Here is a 21305-nt window from a genome sequence, read left to right on the forward strand (position 1 = left end):
GGCCTCTTTTCGCTACCGTGGCGCCGTGGCACATTCGCAGCAGATTGTCGTCGTCGGTGCGGGCGTCAGCGGATTGACGTCGGCCATCTGTCTGGCCGAGGCGGGCCGGCCGGTCCGGGTATGGGCGACCGCGACGCTGAAGCAGACGACGTCGGCGGTGGCCGGCGCGATCTGGCTTCCCCCACGGCCCGCCGAGCGTGCGGCCGAGACGCTGGGCTGGGTCGAGCACTCGCTGCGGGTCTTCACCGATCTTGCCCAGGATCCCGACTCCGGGGTGCAGCTGGCGCCGACGCTGGCCGTCGGTGAACTGAGCGCGAGCCAGGCGATGTCATCGTCGGCGGCGGCGCTGATCCCCGGCCTGCGCCCGGCCGACCCGGCCGATGTCCCCGAGGGCTTCGGCGCCGGATTTCGCGCGACCGTGCCGATGATCGACATGCCGCATTACCTCGACTATCTGACGAGGCGGCTGGCGTCGGCCGGCTGCGAAATCGAGGATCGTCCCGTGCAATCTCTCGACGAGGCCGCCGACGCCGCCGGAATCGTCGTCAACTGCGCCGGGCTCGCTGCGGGCGCGCTGACCGGTGACGACACCGTGCGACCGTTGTTCGGCCAGCACGTGGTGCTCACCAATCCCGGTCTGCGGCAAGCGTTTGTGCAAATCAACGACGGTCCCGAATGGACCTGCTACTTTCCCCACCCGGAGCGGGTGGTCTGCGGCGGCATCAGCATCGCCGGTCGCTGGGACACCGCAGCCGACCCCGCGTTGACCGAACGCATCCTGCAGCGCTGCCGTGTCATCGAGCCGCGACTCAACGACGCCGAGGTGATCGAGGTGATCACCGGGTTGCGTCCCGACCGTCCGTCGGTGCGAGTGGAGGCACAGCCGCTGGCCCGGGTGCGCTGCGTCCACAATTACGGGCACGGCGGCAACGGTGTCACCTTGTCCTGGGGCTGCGCGCGCGACGTGGTGAACCTGGCAAACACTAATTAGCGCCCCGCGCCGGTGTGCCGAATCACCAAGGACAGCAACCAACTAACGATCGACAGCACGATCGCGGCCCAGATCGCGGTCCACCAGAAGTGATCGATCTGCAGCCCCCAGTGCGTGGTGTGCGCGGTGATCCGCGCGGTGATCCAGAGCATCAGCGCATTGACGACGACATGGAACAGGCCGAGCGTCAGGATGTATAGCGGTATCGACAAGATCTGGACGATCGGCTTGATGAAGGCGTTGACCAGACCGAAGATCACGGCGACGACGAAGATGATGCCGACCCGCTCCAGCTTCGTGTCGCCACCCACGAACGTGATCCCATGGACGAATTTCGTGACCAGCCATAGCGCGAAACCGGTCAGTGCGGCGCGAAGCAGGAAAGGGCCCATGCCCACGATCCTCTCACCAGGCGTGCACGAGCGGCCTGTTGAGTTGACTGCTGATATTCCTCGCTAAGCGTCGCCGCGCTGCGACGCCAGGTACTTCACCATCTGGCACAGGTTCACAACGGCCGCGCTCAACTTATTGATGGTGGCGTCCCTTTCCGCCACACACGACTGCCAATCGGGGAACTCTTGCGGGGCTTTCTGGTTGTCCGCGTTGAGGTGCATTTTTTGCTCGATCTGGTCGCACAGATCCGTGAGGGTCAACTGTCCCGGCGCGCTGCTATCGGAGAACCATTTATCAGTCATCTGAGATCGTCGCCTTCCAAGAATTCCCGGCTTTCTTCCTCAGGCTATCCGGCCGACTGCCACGAGGATGCGTGGCCGCTCAGTTCAGGTTGTAGAAGCGCTGCGCGTTCAAGCCACCGATCTTTTCCCGGGAGCCCTCGCTGATGTCGCCTCGCGTGCGCAGGTGCTTGGTGCTCTCCGGCCACTCGCCGTCCCAGTGCGGGTAGTCGCTGGCGAACATGATGAAATCGTCGCCCAGCACGTCGATCACGCCGGGCAGGATCGGTTCCTCCGGCTCACACGTCACCCAGATGTTGCCCGCGGCCAGATAGTCGTGCGGGTCGCGACGCCAGCCGCGCTCCACCCAGTCGCCGCGCTTCTCGTAGTGCTCGTGCAGCCGATCCATGAAGAAGGGCACCCAGCCCGCGCCCGCCTCCAGGAAGGCGACCCGCAACTGCGGGTGGCGCTCGAAGACGCCGCCGGAGACCATCGCGGTCATCGCCGTCATCTGGTCGAACGGAAAACTGATGCAGTGCACCTGGATGTAGTTCGTGAAGCGGTCCACGCCGATCTTGGGCAGATGGATACCAGGGGCGCCGTGCACGCCCAGCGGCATGCCGAGTTCGACGGCGGCGGCGTAGAACGGGTCCAGGTCGGGATGGTCGAGGTTGCGGCTCTTGAGCGCCGGTGGCACCAAAGTCGCAATCAGCCCAAGCTCTTTGGCCTCCGTCATGACGTCGATGGCCACCCGGCCGTGCTCGATCGGTGTCACGGCGACGCCGCGCAACCGCCCGCCCGAGGAGGCGCAGTAGTCCGCGATCCACTCGTTGTACAGACGGGAGAATCCCGCGGCGAATTCCGGATCCTCGAGACTGGGCGCGCACAGCCCCATGCTCGGATACAGCACCATCGTGTCGATGTGATCGCGATCCGCGTCGCCCAGCACGCCCTCGGGTGAGCGGCAATTGATGTCGGGCGCCTTGCTGATCCCATGCTCGGGCGGGCAACCCGCGCCCGGGCCCGTGTCCTCCGGGTAATTGCGGCCTTCGAGCGTCAGCCCCGGCCGCCCGTCCGTGCTGAGCTTGACGTGCTGCGGCCAGCGTTTGATCGCTTCAATTGCCAGCGAAGAATTCTCGGCCACATGCCCGTCGGCATCGATGATCCGCATGTATCCGGAACTTACTCCCGGAGCCCGCATGGTGGAACAGGTCGCGCTATCGCGCCGCGTCCTGCACGATGCTGACGTGACCACACAACGGTTGACCGCCGATCAGCGGAACTCCTTCATCGCCGCGCTGCTGGGCTGGACGATGGACGCCTTCGACTACTTCATCGTGGTGCTCGTCTATGCCGACATCGCGAAGACGTTCCACATCAGCAAGGCCGAGGTCGCCTTCGTCACGACGGCCACCCTGGTCATGCGCCCGGTCGGCGCTCTGCTGTTCGGGTTGTGGGCCGACCGCGTCGGCCGGCGGCTGCCGCTGATGGTCGACGTGATGTTCTACTCCGTGGTGGGCTTCCTGTGCGCGTTCGCGCCCAACTTCACCGTGCTGGTGATCCTGCGCCTGCTGTACGGCATCGGCATGGGCGGTGAGTGGGGGCTGGGCGCCGCCCTAGCGATGGAGAAGGTGCCCGTCGAGCGGCGCGGCTTCTTCTCCGGCCTGCTCCAAGAGGGCTACGCGTTCGGCTATCTGCTGGCCAGCGTCGCGTCGCTGGTGGTGATGAACTGGCTTGGCTTGTCGTGGCGCTGGCTGTTCGCGCTGAGCATCATCCCGGCCCTGGTCAGCCTGATCATCCGCTACCGGGTCGAGGAATCCGAGGTGTGGGAGGCCGCCCAGGACCAGATGAAGTTGACCAGCACCAGGATTCGCGACGTGCTGCGCGACGCCGCCATCATCCGCCGGTTCGTCTACCTGATCCTGCTGATGACCGCCTTCAACTGGATGAGCCACGGCACCCAGGACGTCTACCCCAGCTTCCTGACGGCGACCGCGAACCACGGCGCAGGCCTGTCCAGCGTCACCGTCAAGTGGATCGTGATCGTCTACAACCTGGGCGCCATCATCGGCGGCCTGGTCTTCGGCACCCTGTCGCAGCGGTTCGGCCGACGCCACACCATTATCTTCTGTGCGTTGCTGGGCCTGCCGATCGTGCCGTTGTTCGCCTTCTCGCACACCGCGGCGATGCTGTGCCTCGGCTCCTTCCTGATGCAGGTGTGTGTGCAGGGCGCGTGGGGCGTGATCCCGGCGCACCTGACGGAGATGTCGCCCGACGCGATCCGCGGCCTCTACCCTGGCGTGACGTATCAGCTGGGCAACCTGCTGGCGGCGTTCAACCTGCCCATCCAGGAGCGCCTGGCCGAGTCGCACGGCTATCCCTTCGCGCTGGCGGCGACGATCGTCCCGGTGTTGATCGCGGTGGCGTTCCTGACGCTGATCGGCAAGGACGCCACGGGGATTCGCTTCGGCACGGCCGAAAGCGCTTTCCTGCCAACCGAAGCCAGGTAAGGTTACTCGCCGCCTTACTCGGCGTCGCTCAGCGCGCGACGCAGCAGATGCATGGCTACCGTCGTCGAGCGCTCGCGGACGTCGGACCTGTTGCCGGGCAGGCGCAGAGTCCGGGTGTCGGTGTATCCGTCGGCGAGCATCACGGTGAAACAGACTGTCCCGACGGGCTTTTCCGGCGTACCGCCGCCTGGGCCGGCGATGCCCGTAATCGCGACCGCGGTGTCGGCCCCGAAGCGCTGCAGCGCGCCCGCCGCCATCGCCTCGGCCACCGGCTCAGACACCGCACCATGCGCTTCGATCAGCGCCGGGTCGACGCACAGCAGCTCCGCCTTCGCTTCGTTCGAGTAGGACACCACACCGCCGGCCACATAATCCGACGATCCGGGCCGATCGGTCAGGCGGGCCGCCAGCAGTCCCGCGGTGCAGGACTCCGCCGTCGCGATCAGGTGGCCGGCGAGGAGTTGCGCGACCAGATCGTCGACGCGGGAGCCGTCCTCGGAGTAGAGCTGATGTCCGTGCCTCTCCCGCAGCAGCTTGACCAGCTGTGTGTACGCGTCGGCGGCGTCCGGCTCATAGCGGGTGACCATTTCGATCTCCCCGCGCCGCAGGCAGGTGGTGATCTCGAGTCGCCCGAAGCCGGGGACGGCCTGTTCGGCGTCGCGCAGTGTTTCGGCCAGCCCCGACTCGGGCAGCCCGAACATGCGCAGCATCTCCTGCCGGTAGACGGTTCGGCCGGCGATCGCGTCCTGCGCCGCGGGTGTCTCGATGGCGGTGTGCCACATGGGCTGCAGCTCGCGCGGCGGCCCGGGCAGCACGATCACCGTCGGCCTGCCGGGCACGACGACGCCGGGTGCGGTGCCGACCGGGTCGAGCACCTGCGCCCCCGTGGGCACCATGGCCTGCTTGCGGTTGGCGGCGCGCAGCGACTCGAAAGTGCCGGGATCCAAGGCGGATTGGAACGCGGGGTTACGCGCCATCAGCTTCTTGAGGATGTTGGCGATCTTCTCTTCGACGTCCGCGTCCAGCACCAGCTCGCGTTCGCAGAAGCGGGCCACCACCTCGACGGTCATATCGTCGGCCGTGGGTCCCAGGCCGCCGCTGGTGACGATCAGGTCCACGCCCTGGTCGGCGAGGAATCGAAGCTGCGCCTCGATGTCGGCCGGCCGGTCGCCGCAGATGGTGGTGTGCGCCAGTTCGACGCCCAGTTCCAGGAGGCGATCGGCGATCCAGGGGCCGTTCGCGTCTTGGACGCGTCCGGTGAGGACCTCGGTTCCGGTGACAACGATTCCTGCGCGTGCGCTCACCGCCCTGAGCCTACGCATGGGTGCGGGGGCGTTCATTGCGAGGACAATGAGCCCATGATCGAGTTAGAGGTGCTTCAGGCCGACGTAACCAAGCTCGAAGTCGACGCGATCACGAACGCGGCCAATACAGAGCTGCGACATGGTGGCGGTGTCGCCGCGGCCATCTCGCGCGCGGGCGGACCCGCCGTGCAGCGGGAATCGAGCCAGAAGGCGCCGATCGGTCTCGGTGAAGCGATCGAGACCACGGGCGGCGACATGCCGGCGCGCTATGTCATCCATGCGGCGACGATGGAGCTTGGCGGCCCGACGTCGGCCGAGATCATCGCCGCCGCCACGGCGTCGACGCTGCGCAAGGCCGACGAGCTCGGTTGCCGCTCGCTCGGGCTGGTGGCCTTCGGTACCGGTGTGGGCGGCTTCCCACTGGACGAGGCGGCGCGGCTGATGGTCGAAGCTGTGCGGCAGCACCAACCGGGTTCGCTGCGAAAGGTGGTGTTCGCCGTACACGGCGAGGAGGCCGAACGGGCGTTTCAGTCCGCGGTACGCGGCTGACCCTCGGAGAGGTAGCGCTCGACGGTGGCGACCTTCTGGGTCATCGCGTCGCTGGTTCCGGCACGCCAATCCGCCTTGATCACCGTGCTGACCCTGGGCGCGCGGGCGGCCACGGCCTCCACCGCGCGCTGCACCACGGCCATGACTTCTGCCCAGCTTTCGCCTTCGATGACGGTGAACATCGAATCCGTTTTGTTGGGCAGCCCGGATTCGCGAACCACGCGAACCGCTTCGGCGACGATCTCGCCGACACCCTCGCCCACTCCCATCGGGGTGACGGAAAACGCGACGAGCACGGACACCCCACGAGCGTACCCAACCCGTGAAACACCGATCTGGCACCATCGAGGCCCATGCGGGTGTTGGTGCAACGAGTCTCGGCGGCAACCGTCTCGGTGGAGGGCGCGGTGGTCGGGGCGATCAGTCCGGATGGCCAGGGCCTGCTGGCATTCGTCGGCGTCACCCATAGCGACGACCGCGACAAGGCCCGACGGCTCGCCGAGAAGCTATGGCAGCTAAGGATTCTCGACGACGAGCGTTCCGCGGCCGACGTCCAGGCACCAATCTTGGTCGTCAGCCAGTTCACGCTGTACGCCGACACCGCCAAGGGCCGCCGCCCGTCATGGAATGCTGCCGCTCCCGGAGCGGTCGCCGAGCCGCTGGTCGGGGAGTTCGCCGAGGCGTTGCGGCAACTCGGTGCCGAGGTGCAGACCGGCGTGTTCGGTGCGAACATGCAGGTCGAACTCGTGAATGACGGTCCCGTCACGGTGATTTTGGAGCTCTGAGGCCGCCTCGGCAGGTACCGTGGGAACGTCGGCACTTCGCGGCCGACGCCGATGGGAGGGGCAAGCATGAGCACGACACCCGAATTCGGGTCGCTCCGTTCCGACGATGACAACTGGGACATCGTCAGCAGCGTCGGGTACACCGCGCTGCTGGTGGCGGGATGGCGTGCGCTGCATGCCGTAAGCCCGCGGCCCTTGGTGCGCGACGAATACGCGAAAGTTTTCATCGCCGCGTCGCAGGACCCGTATTTGGCGGGCGTGCTTGCCAACCCGGGTAGCTCCGACGATGAGCTGGCCTTTCCGCGCCTGTACGGCGTGCAGACCCGGTTCTTCGACGACTTCTTCGAGGCGGCCGGCGCGGCGGGCATCCGGCAGGCGGTGATCGTCGCCGCGGGGTTGGATTCGCGGGCGTATCGGCTCGAATGGCCGGAAGGCACAAGGGTCTTCGAAGTCGACCTGCCGAAGGTACTCGAATTCAAGGGCCGGGTTCTCGGCGATCAGGGCGCCACCCCGAAGGCCAGCCGGATCGAGGTCGCCGCCGATCTGCGCACCGACTGGTCGCGGCCGCTGGAAGCAGCCGGGTTTGACGTGGAGAGTCCGAGCGCCTGGTCGGTGGAGGGGCTGCTGCCCTACCTGACCGACGAGGCGCAACACGCGCTGTTCACCCGGATCAGCGGGCTGAGCGCGCCGGGCAGCCGGATCGCCATCGGTGCGCTGGGATCGCGCCTGGACCACGACCAGCTCAACGCTTTGGAGACCAACCACCCGGGCGTCAATGTGTCGGGCAACGTCGACTTTTCGGCGTTGACCTACGAACCCCAGTCGGATCCCGCGGAGTGGCTCACGGCCCACGGCTGGAACGTCGAGCCCGTCCGCAACACGCTCGATCTGCAAGCCGGGTACGGCATGACCCCGCCGGACGTCGACGTGAAGATCGACAGTTTCATGCGGTCGCAATACATCACGGCGACCAGGTGAGGACGCGGACCGACGCGGCGGTGCACGGCTGGCCGGTGATGTGCCTGATGTCGGGCCGCCGCCGGCCGATGCGGATGCTGCGTCAGCTGGCGAATCATGTTCGCCGCGAGAGGGATTAAGGCCTCAGCAGGATCTTGACGTCGTCGCCCGATCGCGACTCGGCAGTCGCGTAGCCGGTGGCCGCTTCGTCCAACGGCATTGTGGTGGTGAAGATGCCGTCGACATCGAGCCGGCCCGACTGCAGCAGCGGGATCAGCTCCGGCCAGGTGCGTTGCACCGGCGCGGTGGTGAAACGAATCGTCGTGCTGCGGATCAGGCAGCCCAGCGCGTTGAGCGGAAACGGATTCATGTCGTGCACACCGACGACCGAGACCGTACCGCCGGGCCGTACGGCGTTGATCGCGTCGGTCAGCGAGGCGTCCGTGGCAACGGCGTCGATCACCGCGTCGGCACCGCGGCCGCCGGTGGCGGCCATGATCGCCTCGAGCGCCGGCGCTTTGAGCGGCGTCGCACCCCACCGGGCGGCGCGCTCCAGTCGGCCATCGACCTGGTCCACCGCGAAAACCGTTGCCGCACCCTGGAAAAGCGCACTGCGCAGCGAACACAGACCAACCGCGCCCAGGCCGATGACCGCCACCGTGCTGCCGAACGGGAGATCGGCCCGCTGCGCCGCGGCCCAACCGGTGGCCAGGTTGTCGGTCAGCAGCAGCGCCTGCTCGGTGCTGATGCCCTCGGGCATCTTCAGCAGTTGGAAATCTGCGGCGGGCACCGCGAGCAGGTCGGCCTGTGCACCGCCTAGCACACCGCCACCGAAGATCTGAAAGCCGGAGTGGCACATCACCGGATCGTGGGTGGCGCATCCCGCGCACGCGCCGCAGCCGGTGACCGACGACACCAGGACCTGATCGCCGACCTTGACGTTGCGCACGTCCGGCCCGGCGTCCACCACGATGCCGATGGCCTCGTGGCCGAGCGCAATCGGTTCGGGCATCGGGAAGTCGGCCTCGTAGAAGTGCAGGTCGGATCCGCAGATGCCGGCGGCGGTCACCTCGACGATCGCCCCGTCGGAGCCGGGCAGGGTTGGGTCGGGTCGGGTGTCCACCCGGATGCTGCGGGGCCCGTCGACGACTACGGTGCGCATGGTGCGGTGCTCACTTTCCTTGTCGTGCTGAATCTTTCGTTCGCACTGAAAAATCCGACCAGTCGGGTTCGCGCACCGCCGACCAGTATTCGTTGAGCCGCCACGGGCTCACCGTGTGGATCTCTCCGTCGGCGTTCTTGAAGTACGAATGCTTCACCGCCGGATGCGACCACACCATCTTCTTGATCTGGGTCTGCGTCCGCCGGTGCCAATCGGTGGCGGCCCCGGGCTTGGGTTCGATGGAGTGCACGTCGGGCTCGGCCAGTCGCGCCAGGCACTGATCGACGTAGCGCATCTGCAGTTCGGACTGGAAAATCAGGCTGCCGCCGTGCGCCAGGTGAGTTCCGGGGCCGTAGACGATGAAGAAGTTCGGAAATTGCGGGACGGTGATCCCGAGGTAGGCATAGGGGCGGCTCCCCCACATCTCATGCAGGTCGGTGCCGTTTCGACCGATGACCTTCAGCGGCCACAGCACCTCGGTGTGCCGAAACCCGGTGGCGTACACGATGACATCGATGTCGTGTGTCACGCCGTCATCGGTGACGATGCCGTGCGGCGTGATCTTCGCGATGCCGGTGCGCACCAATTCGACGTTGTCGCGCTGCAGCGTTCGCAGCCAGCTGCCGTTGTCCTGCAGGGTCCGTTTGCCGCAAGCCGGATAGTCGGGCATCACCTTGGCCAGCAACGTTGAATCCTCGCCGACCTGGCTGGTGATCCATTGCGAGAACATCATGTGCGCGGCGGCGTTGATCTCGCTGACGGCGTGATCCTGGTCGGCGTAGCCCGGGTCGCCTTCGGCGGCGTCGAGGCCTTTGTCCGATCCGGGCCAGAGCACCAGGAAGCGATACCACCGGCCGTAGAACGGAAGGTGGCGCATCGCCCAGCGCACCCCGTCGCCGACCTCGTCGTGATACATCGGGTTGGGGAACATCCACTGCGCGGTCCGCTGGAACACGGTGAGGTGCTCGACGTCCCCGGCGATGGCGGGGGCGATCTGGAAGCCGCTGGCGCCCGCGCCGACGAGCGCGACCCGCTTACCCTTCAGGTCCACCGAGTGATCCCAGGCCGCCGAGTGAAAGGACGGTCCCTGGAACGTGTCCGATCCATCGAAGGCCGGAATGTTGGGACGGTTCAGCTGGCCCACCGCGGTGATGAGCGCACGTGCCCGCACGGTGGTCGTCTCGCCGTCGGCCGAGCGCAGCGACACGCTCCACGTGCCGTCGTCGTCATTCCACTCCGCCTCGACGACCTCGGTCCGCCACCGCACGTGCTCACCCAGGTCATGTTTGTCGATGACCTTGGTGAAATAGTCCTGCAGCTCGTATTGCTCGGCGAAGAAATGTGTCCAGTCGTTGTTGGGCTCGAAGCTGTAGCAATAAAAATGATTCGCCACATCCACACGGGCGCCGGGATAGCTGTTCTCCCACCATGTTCCGCCGGGGCCGGCGTTCTTCTCCACGATGGTGAACGGGATGTTGGCCTGCTTGAGGCGCACAGCGGCCAGGATGCCGGATTCGCCACACCCGACGACCAGGACCGGAAGCTCGGCGGCGCGCCCGGCCGGCAACGCGACGGGACGCCGGGGGTCGACGCCGTCGAGATCGAGCTCCTCGGCAACCAGCGGCAGGTAGTCGTCCGGAACGTGCTCGCACGCCGCCCAATCCATCATCTCCCTGATGAGTTCCGGGCTCAGCGGCTGCGGTTCGGGGCATCCGCGATCCCGGTACTCGGTGATCACCGTCAGGGCTTCGGCGCGGGCACGCGCCTTGTCCTCCTCCGACATGAACCCCTGGACCTCGTTGAGGAAGATGCCCATCTGCTTGAAGTCGCGGATGAACCTGGGGTCGCCGGTGATGTGGACGAGCGAGAGCAACAGCGTGGGGACGCTGACATCCTCTAGCGCGGCGGCGATTTCGGACGTGGATGTGGTGAAGGGATCGCCCGCGTAGCGGCTGCGCATCAAGCCGATCCTCTCGATGGTTTGGAAGCCAATTACGCTACGCGTAGTTTCGTAATTGGCAGCCTTACCGTACCCGGTCGCGCGGCGCCGGATCAAGGGATCCGGCGCGACAGCCCGTCGGCGCCGCGGTCCCATGTGCGAGGCGTTTCGGTGCGCTTTGTTCAACACTCGAGCCCGTATCCGCCGCGCAAATCCTTATGCGCGGCCTCTAGAGTGCGGTCGCATAGCTCCACGAGCGCGTCGAGATCGAGATCCGATTCGCTGCCCAGCCTCTCCAGCCAGACCGTCTCCACCTTCCTCAGCTCCGACCACTTGAGTTCGCCCTCGTAATACACGGTCACGTCTTCACGCGGGGCGGAGCAGGCCGTGGTCTGCGCCAGTTCCCGCTTGCACGAATCCAACTGGGTTAGTGAGTAGCCATGCTCGCGGAACTGACGATCCCACTCGTCGAGTAGCAGATTCACCACGTCGCGCACCGGCGGTGCGGCGTAGACCAACAGCTCGGCTATCCCGTCGTCCAGGCCGAGCCGCATGCGGAAGTCATAGAGCTCTCGGATGGCCTCGGCGCGCCGCTGGCTGGCGATCTCCTCGGCGGTGCCGACGCCTTCGTATTGGGCCGCGCGTTTGACGTATATGGTCGCGGAGATAAGCGACTTCAGTACGGCCTTTTTGTCATCGGCCGCCCGCTTCTCGAAGTCGAGCACACGTTCGTGGCGGCGGTCTTCCGCCTTGTTCTTGGCGTCGATGCGCTTCGTCCAGATCGCGACGGTTGCGCTCGAAATCACGGATGCAAGCGGTACGACGGCGTTGACCACCAGCGTCATCCAGTTCATTCGTAGACCCTAGGCTCATGAGTGTCGGCCCGCATGCAAATCGCGACGAGCGACCCCAGGCTTGCCGACGCCCCCGTGCCTCTTGCGCTGCCGAGAACAATGGGTCCAAGTGGCGACTGTGCTGCGGCGCGGTGCCCGGGATGGATCAGAGGTGGGTGAGAGCCATGGCCTCGCTGCTCATGGCCTGCGGCGGGTTCCTGTTCGCCGTCTTATGGATGGACTTGATCTTCGACGTCCAAGTCCTCCGCCACCGGACGAGCTCGGACGAACTGCCCGAGCCCGTGCTCGCGTCCATCGCGGCGTACTACCACCGCGTGACCACCACGTCGCGGCCGATGAACCGCCTGATAGCGCTCGCCATGCTCACGTTGCTGGGAACGCTCGTGCTGCAGGCCGCGCGCGGACACGACCCAGGCTGGCTGCTGGTGACCTCGGCCCCGATTGCCGGCATCCCGACCATGCTGGCGTTGACGCACACCGTTCCCGATGCGGTACAACTCGGGCGCCGCACGGACAGCCCGTCCGAGCAGACGCGCCTGGCGCGATCGATCTGCCGAGACCATCTGCTATCCGCCGCCTGCATGCTCGCGTTTCTCATCCTCTGGGTGGCGACCAGCATTGCGATCTGACTGCACGACGGGGCGTAGTAACAAGGCACAGGTCAGGACCCGCTGGCCACGTCAGTGAGCCACGTACTAAACTAGAACACGTTCCAATTCGGCGAGCTCCCAGGAGTTGTAATGCACACCCCTATCTGCGACGAACTCGGGATCGAGTTCCCGATTTTCGCCTTCACCCACTGCCGCGACGTCGTCGTGGCGGTCAGCAAGGCCGGGGGGTTCGGCGTGCTCGGAGCGGTCGGCTTCACGCCCGAGCAGCTGGAGATCGAGCTGAAGTGGATCGACGAGAACATCGGCGACCACCCGTACGGGGTCGACATCGTCATCCCGAACAAGTACGAGGGCATGGACTCCCACCTGTCGGCGGAGGAGCTGGCCGAGACGCTGCGCAAGATGGTGCCGCAGGAGCACTTGGACTTCGGCAAGAAGATTCTGGCCGACCACGGCGTGCCGGTCGAGGACAGCGACGGCGACACCTTGCAGCTGCTCGGCTGGACCGAGGCGACGGCCACGCCTCAGGTCGAGGTGGCGCTCCAGCACCCGAAGGTGAAGATGATCGCCAACGCGCTGGGCACCCCGCCGGCCGAGATGATCAAGCACATCCACGACGCCGGGCTCAAGGTGGCGGCGCTGTGCGGCTCCCCCTCGCAGGCGCGCAAGCACGCCGATGCCGGCGTTGACATCATCATCGCCCAGGGCGGTGAGGCCGGCGGACACTGCGGCGAGGTGGGCTCGATCGTGCTGTGGCCGCAGGTCGTCAAGGAGGTCGCCCCGGTTCCGGTGCTGGCCGCGGGCGGCATCGGCAGCGGTGAGCAGATCGCGGCCGCACTGGCGCTCGGTGCGCAGGGCGCGTGGACCGGATCGCAGTGGCTGATGGTCGAGGAGTCCTCGAACACCCCGGTCCAGCAGGAGGCCTACGTCAAGGCAGGCAGCCGCGACACCGTCCGCAGCCGCTCGTTCACCGGCAAACCGGCCCGCATGCTGCGCAACGACTGGACGGAGGCATGGGAGGCGCCGGACAACCCGAAGCCGCTCGGAATGCCGTTGCAGTACATGGTTTCCGGCATGGCCGTCCGCGCCACCAACAGGTACCCCAACGAATCCGTCGACGTGGCATTCAACCCCGTCGGTCAGGTGGTCGGGCAGTTCACCAAGGTGGAGAAGACCTCAACGGTCATCGAGCGGTGGGTGCAGGAATACCTGGAAGCCACCAACCGGCTCGACGAACTGAACGAGGCCGCCTCCGTTTAGCGGAGGCGTCGCGCCTAGACGTCGTCGACTTCGTCGCGGCCGGTGAACACTTCCTTCGTCCGGTCCAGCGCGTACGTGCCGATGTCGATCGAATTCTGAACGATGCCGCTGGCGCCGCCGGCGAGGTCGCCACGAATGATGTCGCTGGCGTGTTCGACAATGTCGGAGGCTTTCTCGACGGCGTTGGTCGCGATGTCCCTCGCCGCGTCGACTGCATCTTTGGGATTGAAGGCCATCTCGAGTCTCCTTTTATTGCAGGGCGGTCGCTTTGACTCTAGACGGGGTCACGCACCATTTCTCATCGGCGTCGCGACCTAGTAGTGCACCAACGAACGCCAGTAGTCCTCGGGAATTTCGGCCCCCGAGCGCATTATTCGGGCCAGCCCGATGGCCATTGCGATGCCCAGCAGTCCCAGCCACAGCCCGGCCAGCGCGATGACGCCCCACAGCACGGCGGTGACCGTGGGCCACGGCGAGAGCACGGCGAGCAGCGGCGCGAAGAAGAACCCCGTGCCGATGTACCACGCCGACCCGGCGCGATCGGACGTCAGCACGAAACGCAGCCAGCGGGGAATCGGATTTCGGGCCTGCGGGCGTTCGCGCATCGTCGTTATCCCGAAGGCGGGAAGAAGCCTGCGCCGGTGAACCATCCGGGCTGCCACCCCTGGGCTCCCAGGCACAACATGGGAAGTCCGTCCGGAGTCTGCGCCGCGGCCTGCGACCCCGGGCATTTCGCGCCGGTCTGCTGGACCCCGTACAGCGGGTACGACACTACCCAATAGCCGGTGGTGGCGGCCGGGAACTGGTTGGGCGGCGGGAAGTGGCAGGCCTCGGCCTGGCCGCTGGGGCCTCGCCCGAAGATGAAGCGCTCGTAGTTGTCGCACGGGGCGCCCAACGAAGCCTGATAGTTCATCCCCGGTACGTCGCCGTCATATCCGGCGGCCGCGCACGGCGCCAAGCCGATCGTGATGCCCGCTATCGCAGCGGCGCTGAACAGTTCCCGAATCATGTCCTACCCCGCCTGTCGTCGCCGGTGACCTGCACCAAAGCATATCGGTCGGACCGCCGGCCACAAGACCGTTCCGGCGTACGACGGCGATCGCCGGCCTTGACCCGCTCCCCGGCGAAAAACCGCCGGTGGAGAACACGTTCCAATTCGCACCCGGGGATCTTGCGTCAATGCTTCCCAACCAAGGTGCAGCAGTGGTTTCCTTGCACAAGGACGACTAGACCACTTCGTCATCGAGGAGCGGGCCATGCCAACCGTCGAGCCAACTGCCAAGCCGGTCCCGAATCTGCCTCCCGGCTTCGACTTCACCGACCCGGACATCCACGCCGAGCGACTGCCGGTGGAAGAACTGGCCGAGCTGCGCCGGACCGCACCGATCTGGTGGAACGAACAGCCGGACGGGGTCGGCGGATGGGATGACGGCGGCTTCTGGGTGGTGTCCAAGCACAAGGACGTCAAAGAGATTTCGCGGCGCAGCGACGTGTTCTCCAGCCTGGAGAACACCGCGCTGCCCCGATACAAAGAGGGCACGGTGCGCGAGCAGCGCGAGACGGGCAAGTTTGTATTGCTCAACATGGACGCCCCGCAGCACACCCACCTCCGCAAGATAATTTCCCGCGGATTCACGCCACGCGCCGTCGAGCTCCTGCGCGACGACCTGAACGAGCGCGCCCGGCGCATCGTCGCGGCCGCCGCGGCCGAGGGGTCCGGCGACTTCGTCGAGCAGGTGTCCTGCGAGCTGCCGCTGCAGGCGATCGCCGGGCTGATGGGGGTGCCGCAAGAGGACCGTATGAAGCTGTTCCACTGGTCGAACGAAATGGTGGGCGATCAGGATCCCGAGTTCGCCCGCAACGACGCGATGGGCGCCTCGGTCGAACTGATCACCTACGCCATGCAGATGGCCGCCGACCGCAAGCAAAACCCCGGGGACGACATCGTCACCAAGCTGATCGAGGCCGACGTCGACGGGCACAAGCTCTCCGACGACGAGTTCGGCTTCTTCGTGATACTGCTGGCGGTCGCGGGCAACGAGACCACCCGCAACTCGATCACCCAAGGCATGATGGCCTTCACCGACTTCCCGGATCAGTGGGAGCTGTACAAGCGCGAGCGTCCCGTCACCACAGCCGATGAGATCGTGCGCTGGGCGACGCCGGTCACCTCATTCCAGCGGACCGCCCTGGAGGACTACGAGCTGTCCGGCGTCCAGATCAAAAAAGGCCAGCGGGTCGTAATGGTCTATCGCTCAGCCAATTTCGACGAGGACGTGTTCGACGACCCGTTCACCTTCAACATCCTGCGGGATCCCAACCCGCACGTGGGCTTCGGTGGCACCGGCGCGCACTACTGCCTCGGGGCCAACCTGGCGCGGATGACCATCGACCTGATGTTCAATGCGATCGCCGACGCCATGCCCGATCTGAAATCGGCGGGCAAGCCCGAGCGCCTCCGGTCGGGCTGGCTCAACGGAATCAAGCACTGGCAGGTCGACTATCACACCAACGGTGCCGAGAAATGTCCTGTCGCGCATCAGGCGCAGGGGTGACAAGCTAGGGTCATGCCCACTCATCGTGCCGTCCATGTCCCGTCCGCAGGTGCAGCTTTGGAGCTGGTCGACGCCGAAACCAAACCACCGGGTCGCGACGAGGTACGCCTGACGGTCGCCGCGTGCGGCGTCTGCGGCACCGACGCGCACTTCGTCAACGGTGGGTTCCCCGGCATGTCCTGGCCGCTGACTCCCGGGCATGAAATCGCCGGCAAGGTCGCCGAGATCGGCGATGGCGTACAGGATTTCGCGATCGGTGATCGCGTCGCGGTCGGCTGGTTCGGCGGTTGTTGCCAGCGCTGCAACCAATGCCGCAAGGGCCTGTTCATTCACTGCGAGAACGGCAAGGTGCCGAGTTGGCAGTATCCCGGTGGATACGCGGAGTCGGTGACCGTGCCGGTGACCGCGCTGGCCCGGATCCCGGACGAGCTTTCCGACGCCGACGCCGCCCCGATGGGTTGTGCGGGCGTGACCACCTACAACGCCTTGCGGCACACCAAGGCGCTGCCCGGCGATCGGGTGGCGATTCTCGGTGTCGGCGGACTGGGCCATCTCGGTGTGCAGTTCGCCCGGGCGATGGGCTTCGAAACCATCGCGATCAACCGTGGTACCGGGAAGGCCGACGATGCCCGAAAGCTGGGCGCCCATCACTACATCGACTCCACCGCCAACGATCCCGCCGAGGCGCTGAAGGATCTTGGTGGCGCGACCGTTGTCCTGGCCACCGCCGGTAATTCAAAAGCCATGGCCGCCACGGTCGGCGGCATACTCCCCCAAGGTGAACTGGTCACCATCGGGGTCACGCCCGAGCCGCTGCCGATCAGCCCGGTGCAGCTGATAACGCCGGGCATCAGCATCGTCGGCCATCCCTCCGGGACGGCCAAGGACGTCGAAGACACAATGCATTTCGCGGTCTTGTCCGGTGTGCGGGCGTGGATCGAGGAACTTCCGCTGTCGCAGGCCAAGGAGGGCTATGCGGCCCTGGAAGAGGGTCGGGCACACTATCGCACCGTTTTAACCATGTGACACAGTCGCTCCGTGACTTCCGACAAAAACTCGGTGTGGACGATCGGCCAGGCTGACGGCGAATTGTTGTTGCACACCGGTGTTGCCGGTAGGGCGGCACGGATGGGGCATCGTCTCACCATCGCGATGACCCGCTGGCGCGTCACCGTAAGCTGGGCGGATTCTCGGCCCGTCGGCGCGGAGCTTGTCGTCGAGACCGATTCGTTCGAGGTGCTGCGCGGCGACGGCGGGGTCAAAGGGCTGTCCGGGACCGAGAAGGCACTGGTGCGATCGAACGCGCTGAAGGCATTGTCCGCCAGTCGATTCCCCGAAATCCGCTACACCGCGGACGTCATCGAGAAGTCCGACGACGGGTACCGCCTGACCGGCGCGCTGCAGATCCGGGGAAAATTGCGAGACCGCGTGATCGACGTGCACACAGAAGATCTCGGGGACTCATGGCGGATGTCGGTCGAATCCACCATCCGTCAGTCCGACTACGGCATCAAGCCGTACTCGCTGCTGATGGGTTCGGTCCAGGTCGCAGACGAGGTGTCGTTGACTTTCTCCGCGGTTCGCGCCCAAGGCAATTGAGCTACCGGCGCCGCGTCGGAAGAAAGATCAGGGCTGCGGGTCGGTCGCCGCGCGCGGGGCTGAATCAGCCGCCGGCTCGCCGGTGTCGCCGGGAATGTGCTCCAATACCCGGGTCAGGTACGGCTGTCGGTCGCCGCCGGACCCCGGCAGCTCTTCCGGAGCGTTGGTCTCCGAAATCGGTTCCCCGACAGACGGGTTGGCCTGAGGGGCCGCCGGCTTGGCCGGTGGGGCCGCCGGAAGCGGCGCGGCGGCCGTGACTGCCTCGGCGATTTGCGGTGTCGGCGGGTGCGTGGCGTGCTTCGGCGCGGGCGCCGCGCTGGCGGGACCGACGTGAATCCCCACCGCGAGTGACACCGAGCCGACGAAGGTGATGGCGCCGGCCGCCAGCGCGGTCACCGCCCCGGCATAGGACAACTGCCGTTTCTGGGCGGGTGCCGGAACGGGTTCGCTGACATCCTCCACCAACTGTTCGTCGGTGAACTCGGTGCTGCGGGCCGCGGACAGCGCGGCGCCGCGCGCTATCGTCACCTGGGCCATCGACTGCACGAAAACCGGTACCGGCAAAGTCTTTTCGAGTTGCCAGGAGAGTCCGTCGATGTCGTCGTGGGCGCCGACGACCACAACGCCGCCCGGTTGCCATCCGTTGCGCTCGAACATGCCGGTCAGCCAGCGCGTCAGGCCGTCGAAGCCGCCGCGCACGTGCTTGGTCGCCGTCTGCGTCTCCCCGTCATGGGTGTCGACCATGACGACGGTCGTCGCGTCGTGGTCGAGAATGCAGACCGCCGTCTGCTCGTAGCCGATGACGGGCGCGATGGCCTGAGCCAACCTCTCTACGGCGTCCAGAAACCGGATCGGCACGACGTTGTCGAATCCCGCGTCGGTCAACGCCTCCAGCACCAGCGCAGCCTCTGCGGACGCTTCGTCGTTCCACGTCACTCCGATGACACGCAGGCGGTGATCGCTTGCCGCCGCCGCCGTCTCGGCCCGCAATACCTCGTCTACCACCTGCTCTGCAATACCCACCGCGCGCACGCCGTGGCCTGCGCGCAGCGCCAACTCCTGGTGATCCAGGATGGTGCCGTCGGCGCCGTGTCCTTCAGCGAGGACCCAACCAACGGCGGTCGGCGTCACTGATAGGCCAAGAACCGTGTCCAAAATCTATGCCCCAATCGGTCCCGCGCCCGACGCCCTCAGTCGCACCGACGCGCACCATGAAGCCGCAGGTGCGGTGATTCGTGAGAGCCGGAACAGACACGGGATAGCGTGGTCTTCATCGGCTTGCTCCGAGAGAGCCTACGCGGTCGGCGCAAGTCCGGCTGCCCCGGCCAGCCAACGCCTGGGAATCGCCAGATGAACGGTGCGGCGCGGGGAACCGCGGCCGCAAAAGCCACATCGTTTTATCGGCCGAGAAAATATTTATCGGCCGATACGGTACGGCGGCGACGCCTGCAAACGACGCGCAGCTGTCGGGTGCCGATCCGCGCCGGAATCCGGCGCGGCCTTCATTTCGGGTGCTTTCTATTAAGCGGCGTATCGCGCGGGGGTGCTCGGCGTTCACCGCGCTGAAATGCGGTGCTGCCTGGAATTATTTGATCCGGCGGGTTGGACCCAACGTCGAGCGGGTACGCGTCGGCTGTCGCCGCGCGGGTGCGCGGGTGGCGAAATTAAGAGGTGAAAAGAGATGCCGAAACGAGACGCGTTCGCGTCCCAATCGACATTTCGCGGACTCACACGGTAAATTCCTCTGAGACCACGATCACACTGACCACATCGACAAGGGGCAGGTATGACAGATCTGAGCGAGAAGGTCCGGGCCTGGGGGCGCCGGCTTTTGGTCGGCACAGCGGCGGCAGCCACACTGCCGGGCCTGATCGGTCTTGCCGGCGGCGCCCCGACAGCGAACGCATTTTCGCGTCCGGGTCTGCCTGTCGAGTACCTGCAAGTGCCGTCCGCTGGTATGGGCCGCGACATCAAGGTCCAATTCCAAAGCGGCGGCAACGGCTCTCCCGCGGTGTACCTGCTGGACGGGCTGCGGGCTCAAGATGACTACAACGGCTGGGACATCAACACTCCCGCATTCGAGTGGTATTACAAGTCGGGTCTGTCGGTCGTCATGCCGGTCGGCGGCCAGTCCAGCTTCTACGCCGACTGGTACGGTCCGGCGTGCGGTAAGGCCGGCTGCTCTACCTACAAGTGGGAGACCTTCCTGACGAGCGAACTGCCCGGGTATCTGGCCTCTAACAAGAGCGTCAAGTCCAACGGCAGCGCCGCGGTGGGTATCTCCATGTCCGGCTCCTCGGCGCTGATTCTGGCCGCATACCACCCGGGGCAGTTCATCTACGCCGGCTCGCTGTCAGCGCTGATGGACCCCTCCCAGGGGATGGGCCCACAGCTGATCGGTCTGGCAATGGGCGATGCCGGCGGCTACAAGCCCGACGCCATGTGGGGCCCGTCGAGCGATCCGGCGTGGCAGCGCAACGACCCAACGCTTCAAGTCGGGAAGCTGGTTGGCAACAACACCCGCCTGTGGGTCTACTGCGGTAACGGCACGCCGTCTGAGTTGGGTGGGGCCAACATGCCCGCCGAGTTCCTGGAGAACTTCGTGCGCAGCAGCAACCTGAAGTTCCGCGACGCCTACAACGGGGCCGGTGGCCACAACGCGACATTCAATTTCGACGCCAACGGAACGCACAGCTGGGAGTACTGGGGAGCCCAGCTCAACGCCATGAAGCCCGACCTGCAGGGCAGCTTGGGCGCCACCCCCGGTGGCGGCGGATAACCCACGCGACCCGAACAGCACTACTGCGCTTGACGACAACGTCAGGCGCAGTAGTGCGTTAAGAGGTCGATACCCTTATCTCGCAGAGCGCGTCTTAGCCCGCGCGGCCCACAAACACGCCAGAATCGTCGTCATGCACCGCAGGGGCGACTCGACTCGGCTGCCGCTGGCCGCGCGCTGTGGTGCCGTGATCGGAGCCCTGGCGATGCTCGTGGCGCCGGTTCGGGCCGACCCGGCGAGCCCGCTGACCGCGTTGGTCGACGCCGCCGCGCAACGGCTGCAGGTTGCCGAGCCCGTCGCCGCCTACAAATGGAACCAGCACGGCGCCATCGAAGACCCGGCCCGCGTCCAGCAGGAGCTGGCCAGGCTGGGCGACGAGGCCGACGCCGGGCACGTCGACCGCGACTACGTCACCCGGGTTTTCGGGGACCAGATCAGTGCCACCGAGGCCATCGAATACAGCCGGTTCGCGGACTGGAAGCTGAACCCGGCGAGCGCCCCGGCCGACTCGCCGGACCTGTCGGCGTCGCGGTCAGCGATCGACGGCTTCAACCGGACGATGCTGACCCAGATCTTGGCCAACTGGAACCTGCTGCACTCGCCGGAATGTGCCGCCGAACGCGACGCCGCACGAAGCGGCGTCATCCGGGACCGTCAGCTCGACAGCCTGTACCAAAAGGCCCTGTCATCAGCGACGCAGTCATATTGCCAGCGATAATTTAATTTTTCCTCACCGATTTCTAACGGTCCGATTTGGCCTGCCGAAAAAAGCGGTTTCC

The 21305-nt window shown here is 66.1% G+C and carries 25 protein-coding genes; 13 read left to right on the forward strand and 12 right to left on the reverse strand.

What is annotated here, in order from left to right; translation table 11 throughout:
- Positions 1-25: 25 nt before the first annotated feature.
- Positions 26-991, forward strand: a complete 966-nt coding sequence (locus MTY59_RS21025; protein ID WP_221042866.1) for an FAD-dependent oxidoreductase — start codon at positions 26-28, stop codon at positions 989-991.
- Here MTY59_RS21025 and MTY59_RS21030 read toward each other — a convergent pair.
- The 3 genes from MTY59_RS21030 to MTY59_RS21040 all read right to left on the reverse strand — a co-directional run bounded on the left by MTY59_RS21030 (position 988) and on the right by MTY59_RS21040 (position 2833).
- Entirely contained in the window at positions 988-1383 is a 396-nt protein-coding gene (locus MTY59_RS21030; RefSeq protein ID WP_221042867.1) for a phage holin family protein, read from the reverse strand. The genes MTY59_RS21025 and MTY59_RS21030 overlap by 4 nt on opposite strands.
- Before the next feature lie 63 nt (positions 1384-1446).
- Complete coding sequence (locus tag MTY59_RS21035) at positions 1447-1686, reverse strand: hypothetical protein (RefSeq protein WP_221042868.1); 240 nt, start codon at positions 1684-1686, stop codon at positions 1447-1449.
- 79 nt (positions 1687-1765) lie between these two features.
- Positions 1766-2833 carry an amidohydrolase family protein gene (locus tag MTY59_RS21040; RefSeq protein ID WP_221042869.1) on the reverse strand — a complete coding sequence of 356 codons (1068 nt, stop codon included), beginning with the start codon at positions 2831-2833 and terminating at the stop codon, positions 1766-1768.
- Positions 2834-2909: 76 nt separating this feature from the next.
- Here MTY59_RS21040 and MTY59_RS21045 point away from each other — a divergent pair, with 76 nt between their 5' ends.
- The gene (locus MTY59_RS21045) at positions 2910-4172 is read left to right on the forward strand and encodes a sialate:H+ symport family MFS transporter (RefSeq protein WP_221042870.1); all 1263 of its coding nucleotides are present in this window, start codon (positions 2910-2912) and stop codon (positions 4170-4172) included.
- Between the two features lie 14 nt (positions 4173-4186).
- Here MTY59_RS21045 and MTY59_RS21050 read toward each other — a convergent pair whose 3' ends face one another.
- On the reverse strand, positions 4187-5476 hold the full coding sequence (locus MTY59_RS21050; protein ID WP_462937578.1) for a competence/damage-inducible protein A: 1290 nt from the start codon (positions 5474-5476) through the stop codon (positions 4187-4189).
- A 54-nt stretch (positions 5477-5530) separates the two neighbouring features.
- Here MTY59_RS21050 and MTY59_RS21055 point away from each other — a divergent pair, with 54 nt between their 5' ends.
- Positions 5531-6025 (forward strand): macro domain-containing protein, encoded by a 495-nt coding sequence (locus MTY59_RS21055; protein WP_221042871.1) that lies wholly within the window; start codon positions 5531-5533, stop codon positions 6023-6025.
- Here the strand turns inward: MTY59_RS21055 and MTY59_RS21060 are convergent.
- Positions 6004-6327: an MTH1187 family thiamine-binding protein gene (locus MTY59_RS21060; RefSeq protein WP_085289620.1), complete on the reverse strand. Its 324-nt coding sequence runs from the start codon at positions 6325-6327 to the stop codon at positions 6004-6006. The two genes, MTY59_RS21055 and MTY59_RS21060, sit on opposite strands and share 22 nt — an antisense overlap.
- A 51-nt stretch (positions 6328-6378) precedes the next feature.
- Here MTY59_RS21060 and dtd point away from each other — a divergent pair, with 51 nt between their 5' ends.
- The 3 genes from dtd (at position 6379) to MTY59_RS27750 (ending at position 7907) form a co-directional block, all read left to right on the forward strand.
- Positions 6379-6810, forward strand: coding sequence for a D-aminoacyl-tRNA deacylase (dtd, locus tag MTY59_RS21065; protein ID WP_221042872.1), 432 nt, complete (start codon positions 6379-6381; stop codon positions 6808-6810).
- A gap of 66 nt (positions 6811-6876) precedes the next feature.
- The gene (locus MTY59_RS21070) at positions 6877-7788 is read left to right on the forward strand and encodes a class I SAM-dependent methyltransferase (protein ID WP_221042873.1); all 912 of its coding nucleotides are present in this window, start codon (positions 6877-6879) and stop codon (positions 7786-7788) included.
- Positions 7785-7907: a hypothetical protein gene (locus tag MTY59_RS27750; RefSeq protein WP_284145230.1), complete on the forward strand. Its 123-nt coding sequence runs from the start codon at positions 7785-7787 to the stop codon at positions 7905-7907. Before MTY59_RS21070 ends, MTY59_RS27750 begins: the two co-directional genes overlap by 4 nt.
- Here the strand turns inward: MTY59_RS27750 and MTY59_RS21075 are convergent.
- The 3 genes from MTY59_RS21075 to MTY59_RS21085 all read right to left on the reverse strand — a co-directional run bounded on the left by MTY59_RS21075 (position 7904) and on the right by MTY59_RS21085 (position 11722).
- A complete protein-coding gene (locus MTY59_RS21075) occupies positions 7904-8929 on the reverse strand; it encodes an alcohol dehydrogenase catalytic domain-containing protein (RefSeq protein ID WP_221042874.1) in 1026 nt (341 codons plus the stop codon). The genes MTY59_RS27750 and MTY59_RS21075 overlap by 4 nt on opposite strands.
- Before the next feature lie 10 nt (positions 8930-8939).
- A complete protein-coding gene (locus MTY59_RS21080; RefSeq protein ID WP_221042875.1) occupies positions 8940-10889 on the reverse strand; it encodes a flavin-containing monooxygenase in 1950 nt (649 codons plus the stop codon).
- Positions 10890-11050: 161 nt separating this feature from the next.
- Complete coding sequence (locus MTY59_RS21085; protein ID WP_250160617.1) at positions 11051-11722, reverse strand: hypothetical protein; 672 nt, start codon at positions 11720-11722, stop codon at positions 11051-11053.
- Between the two features lie 164 nt (positions 11723-11886).
- Here MTY59_RS21085 and MTY59_RS21090 point away from each other — a divergent pair, with 164 nt between their 5' ends.
- Positions 11887-12351 carry a hypothetical protein gene (locus tag MTY59_RS21090; protein WP_221042876.1) on the forward strand — a complete coding sequence of 155 codons (465 nt, stop codon included), beginning with the start codon at positions 11887-11889 and terminating at the stop codon, positions 12349-12351.
- 111 nt (positions 12352-12462) lie between these two features.
- A complete protein-coding gene (locus MTY59_RS21095) occupies positions 12463-13593 on the forward strand; it encodes a nitronate monooxygenase (protein ID WP_221042877.1) in 1131 nt (376 codons plus the stop codon).
- A gap of 14 nt (positions 13594-13607) precedes the next feature.
- On the opposite strand, the gene MTY59_RS21100 is transcribed toward MTY59_RS21095, so the two are convergent.
- The 3 genes from MTY59_RS21100 to MTY59_RS21110 form a co-directional block, all read right to left on the reverse strand.
- Positions 13608-13829, reverse strand: a complete 222-nt coding sequence (locus MTY59_RS21100; protein ID WP_221042878.1) for an Rv1893 family protein — start codon at positions 13827-13829, stop codon at positions 13608-13610.
- Positions 13830-13907: 78 nt separating this feature from the next.
- Positions 13908-14198 carry a hypothetical protein gene (locus MTY59_RS21105; protein WP_221042879.1) on the reverse strand — a complete coding sequence of 97 codons (291 nt, stop codon included), beginning with the start codon at positions 14196-14198 and terminating at the stop codon, positions 13908-13910.
- A 5-nt stretch (positions 14199-14203) separates the two neighbouring features.
- The gene (locus MTY59_RS21110; protein ID WP_221042880.1) at positions 14204-14602 is read right to left on the reverse strand and encodes a hypothetical protein; all 399 of its coding nucleotides are present in this window, start codon (positions 14600-14602) and stop codon (positions 14204-14206) included.
- 247 nt (positions 14603-14849) lie between these two features.
- Between MTY59_RS21110 and MTY59_RS21115 the strand changes: the two genes are divergently transcribed.
- The 3 genes from MTY59_RS21115 to MTY59_RS21125 are packed head-to-tail and all read left to right on the forward strand — an operon-like array spanning position 14850 to position 17747.
- Positions 14850-16148, forward strand: coding sequence for a cytochrome P450 (locus MTY59_RS21115; protein ID WP_221042881.1), 1299 nt, complete (start codon positions 14850-14852; stop codon positions 16146-16148).
- A gap of 12 nt (positions 16149-16160) precedes the next feature.
- A complete protein-coding gene (locus MTY59_RS21120; protein WP_221042882.1) occupies positions 16161-17174 on the forward strand; it encodes an alcohol dehydrogenase in 1014 nt (337 codons plus the stop codon).
- A gap of 12 nt (positions 17175-17186) precedes the next feature.
- On the forward strand, positions 17187-17747 hold the full coding sequence (locus tag MTY59_RS21125) for a YceI family protein (RefSeq protein ID WP_221042883.1): 561 nt from the start codon (positions 17187-17189) through the stop codon (positions 17745-17747).
- Between the two features lie 27 nt (positions 17748-17774).
- Here MTY59_RS21125 and MTY59_RS21130 read toward each other — a convergent pair whose 3' ends face one another.
- Positions 17775-18902: a DUF7159 family protein gene (locus tag MTY59_RS21130; protein WP_221042884.1), complete on the reverse strand. Its 1128-nt coding sequence runs from the start codon at positions 18900-18902 to the stop codon at positions 17775-17777.
- Between the two features lie 631 nt (positions 18903-19533).
- Here MTY59_RS21130 and ag85B point away from each other — a divergent pair.
- Together ag85B and MTY59_RS21140 are read left to right on the forward strand one after the other, a co-directional pair.
- On the forward strand, positions 19534-20526 hold the full coding sequence (gene ag85B / locus MTY59_RS21135; RefSeq protein ID WP_221042885.1) for a diacylglycerol acyltransferase/mycolyltransferase Ag85B: 993 nt from the start codon (positions 19534-19536) through the stop codon (positions 20524-20526).
- 133 nt (positions 20527-20659) lie between these two features.
- Positions 20660-21244 (forward strand): chorismate mutase, encoded by a 585-nt coding sequence (locus MTY59_RS21140; RefSeq protein ID WP_221042886.1) that lies wholly within the window; start codon positions 20660-20662, stop codon positions 21242-21244.
- Positions 21245-21305 lie beyond the last annotated feature (61 nt).

This window comes from Mycobacterium senriense, from assembly GCF_019668465.1.
In the GTDB taxonomy this organism is placed as follows: Bacteria; Actinomycetota; Actinomycetes; order Mycobacteriales; family Mycobacteriaceae; genus Mycobacterium; species Mycobacterium senriense.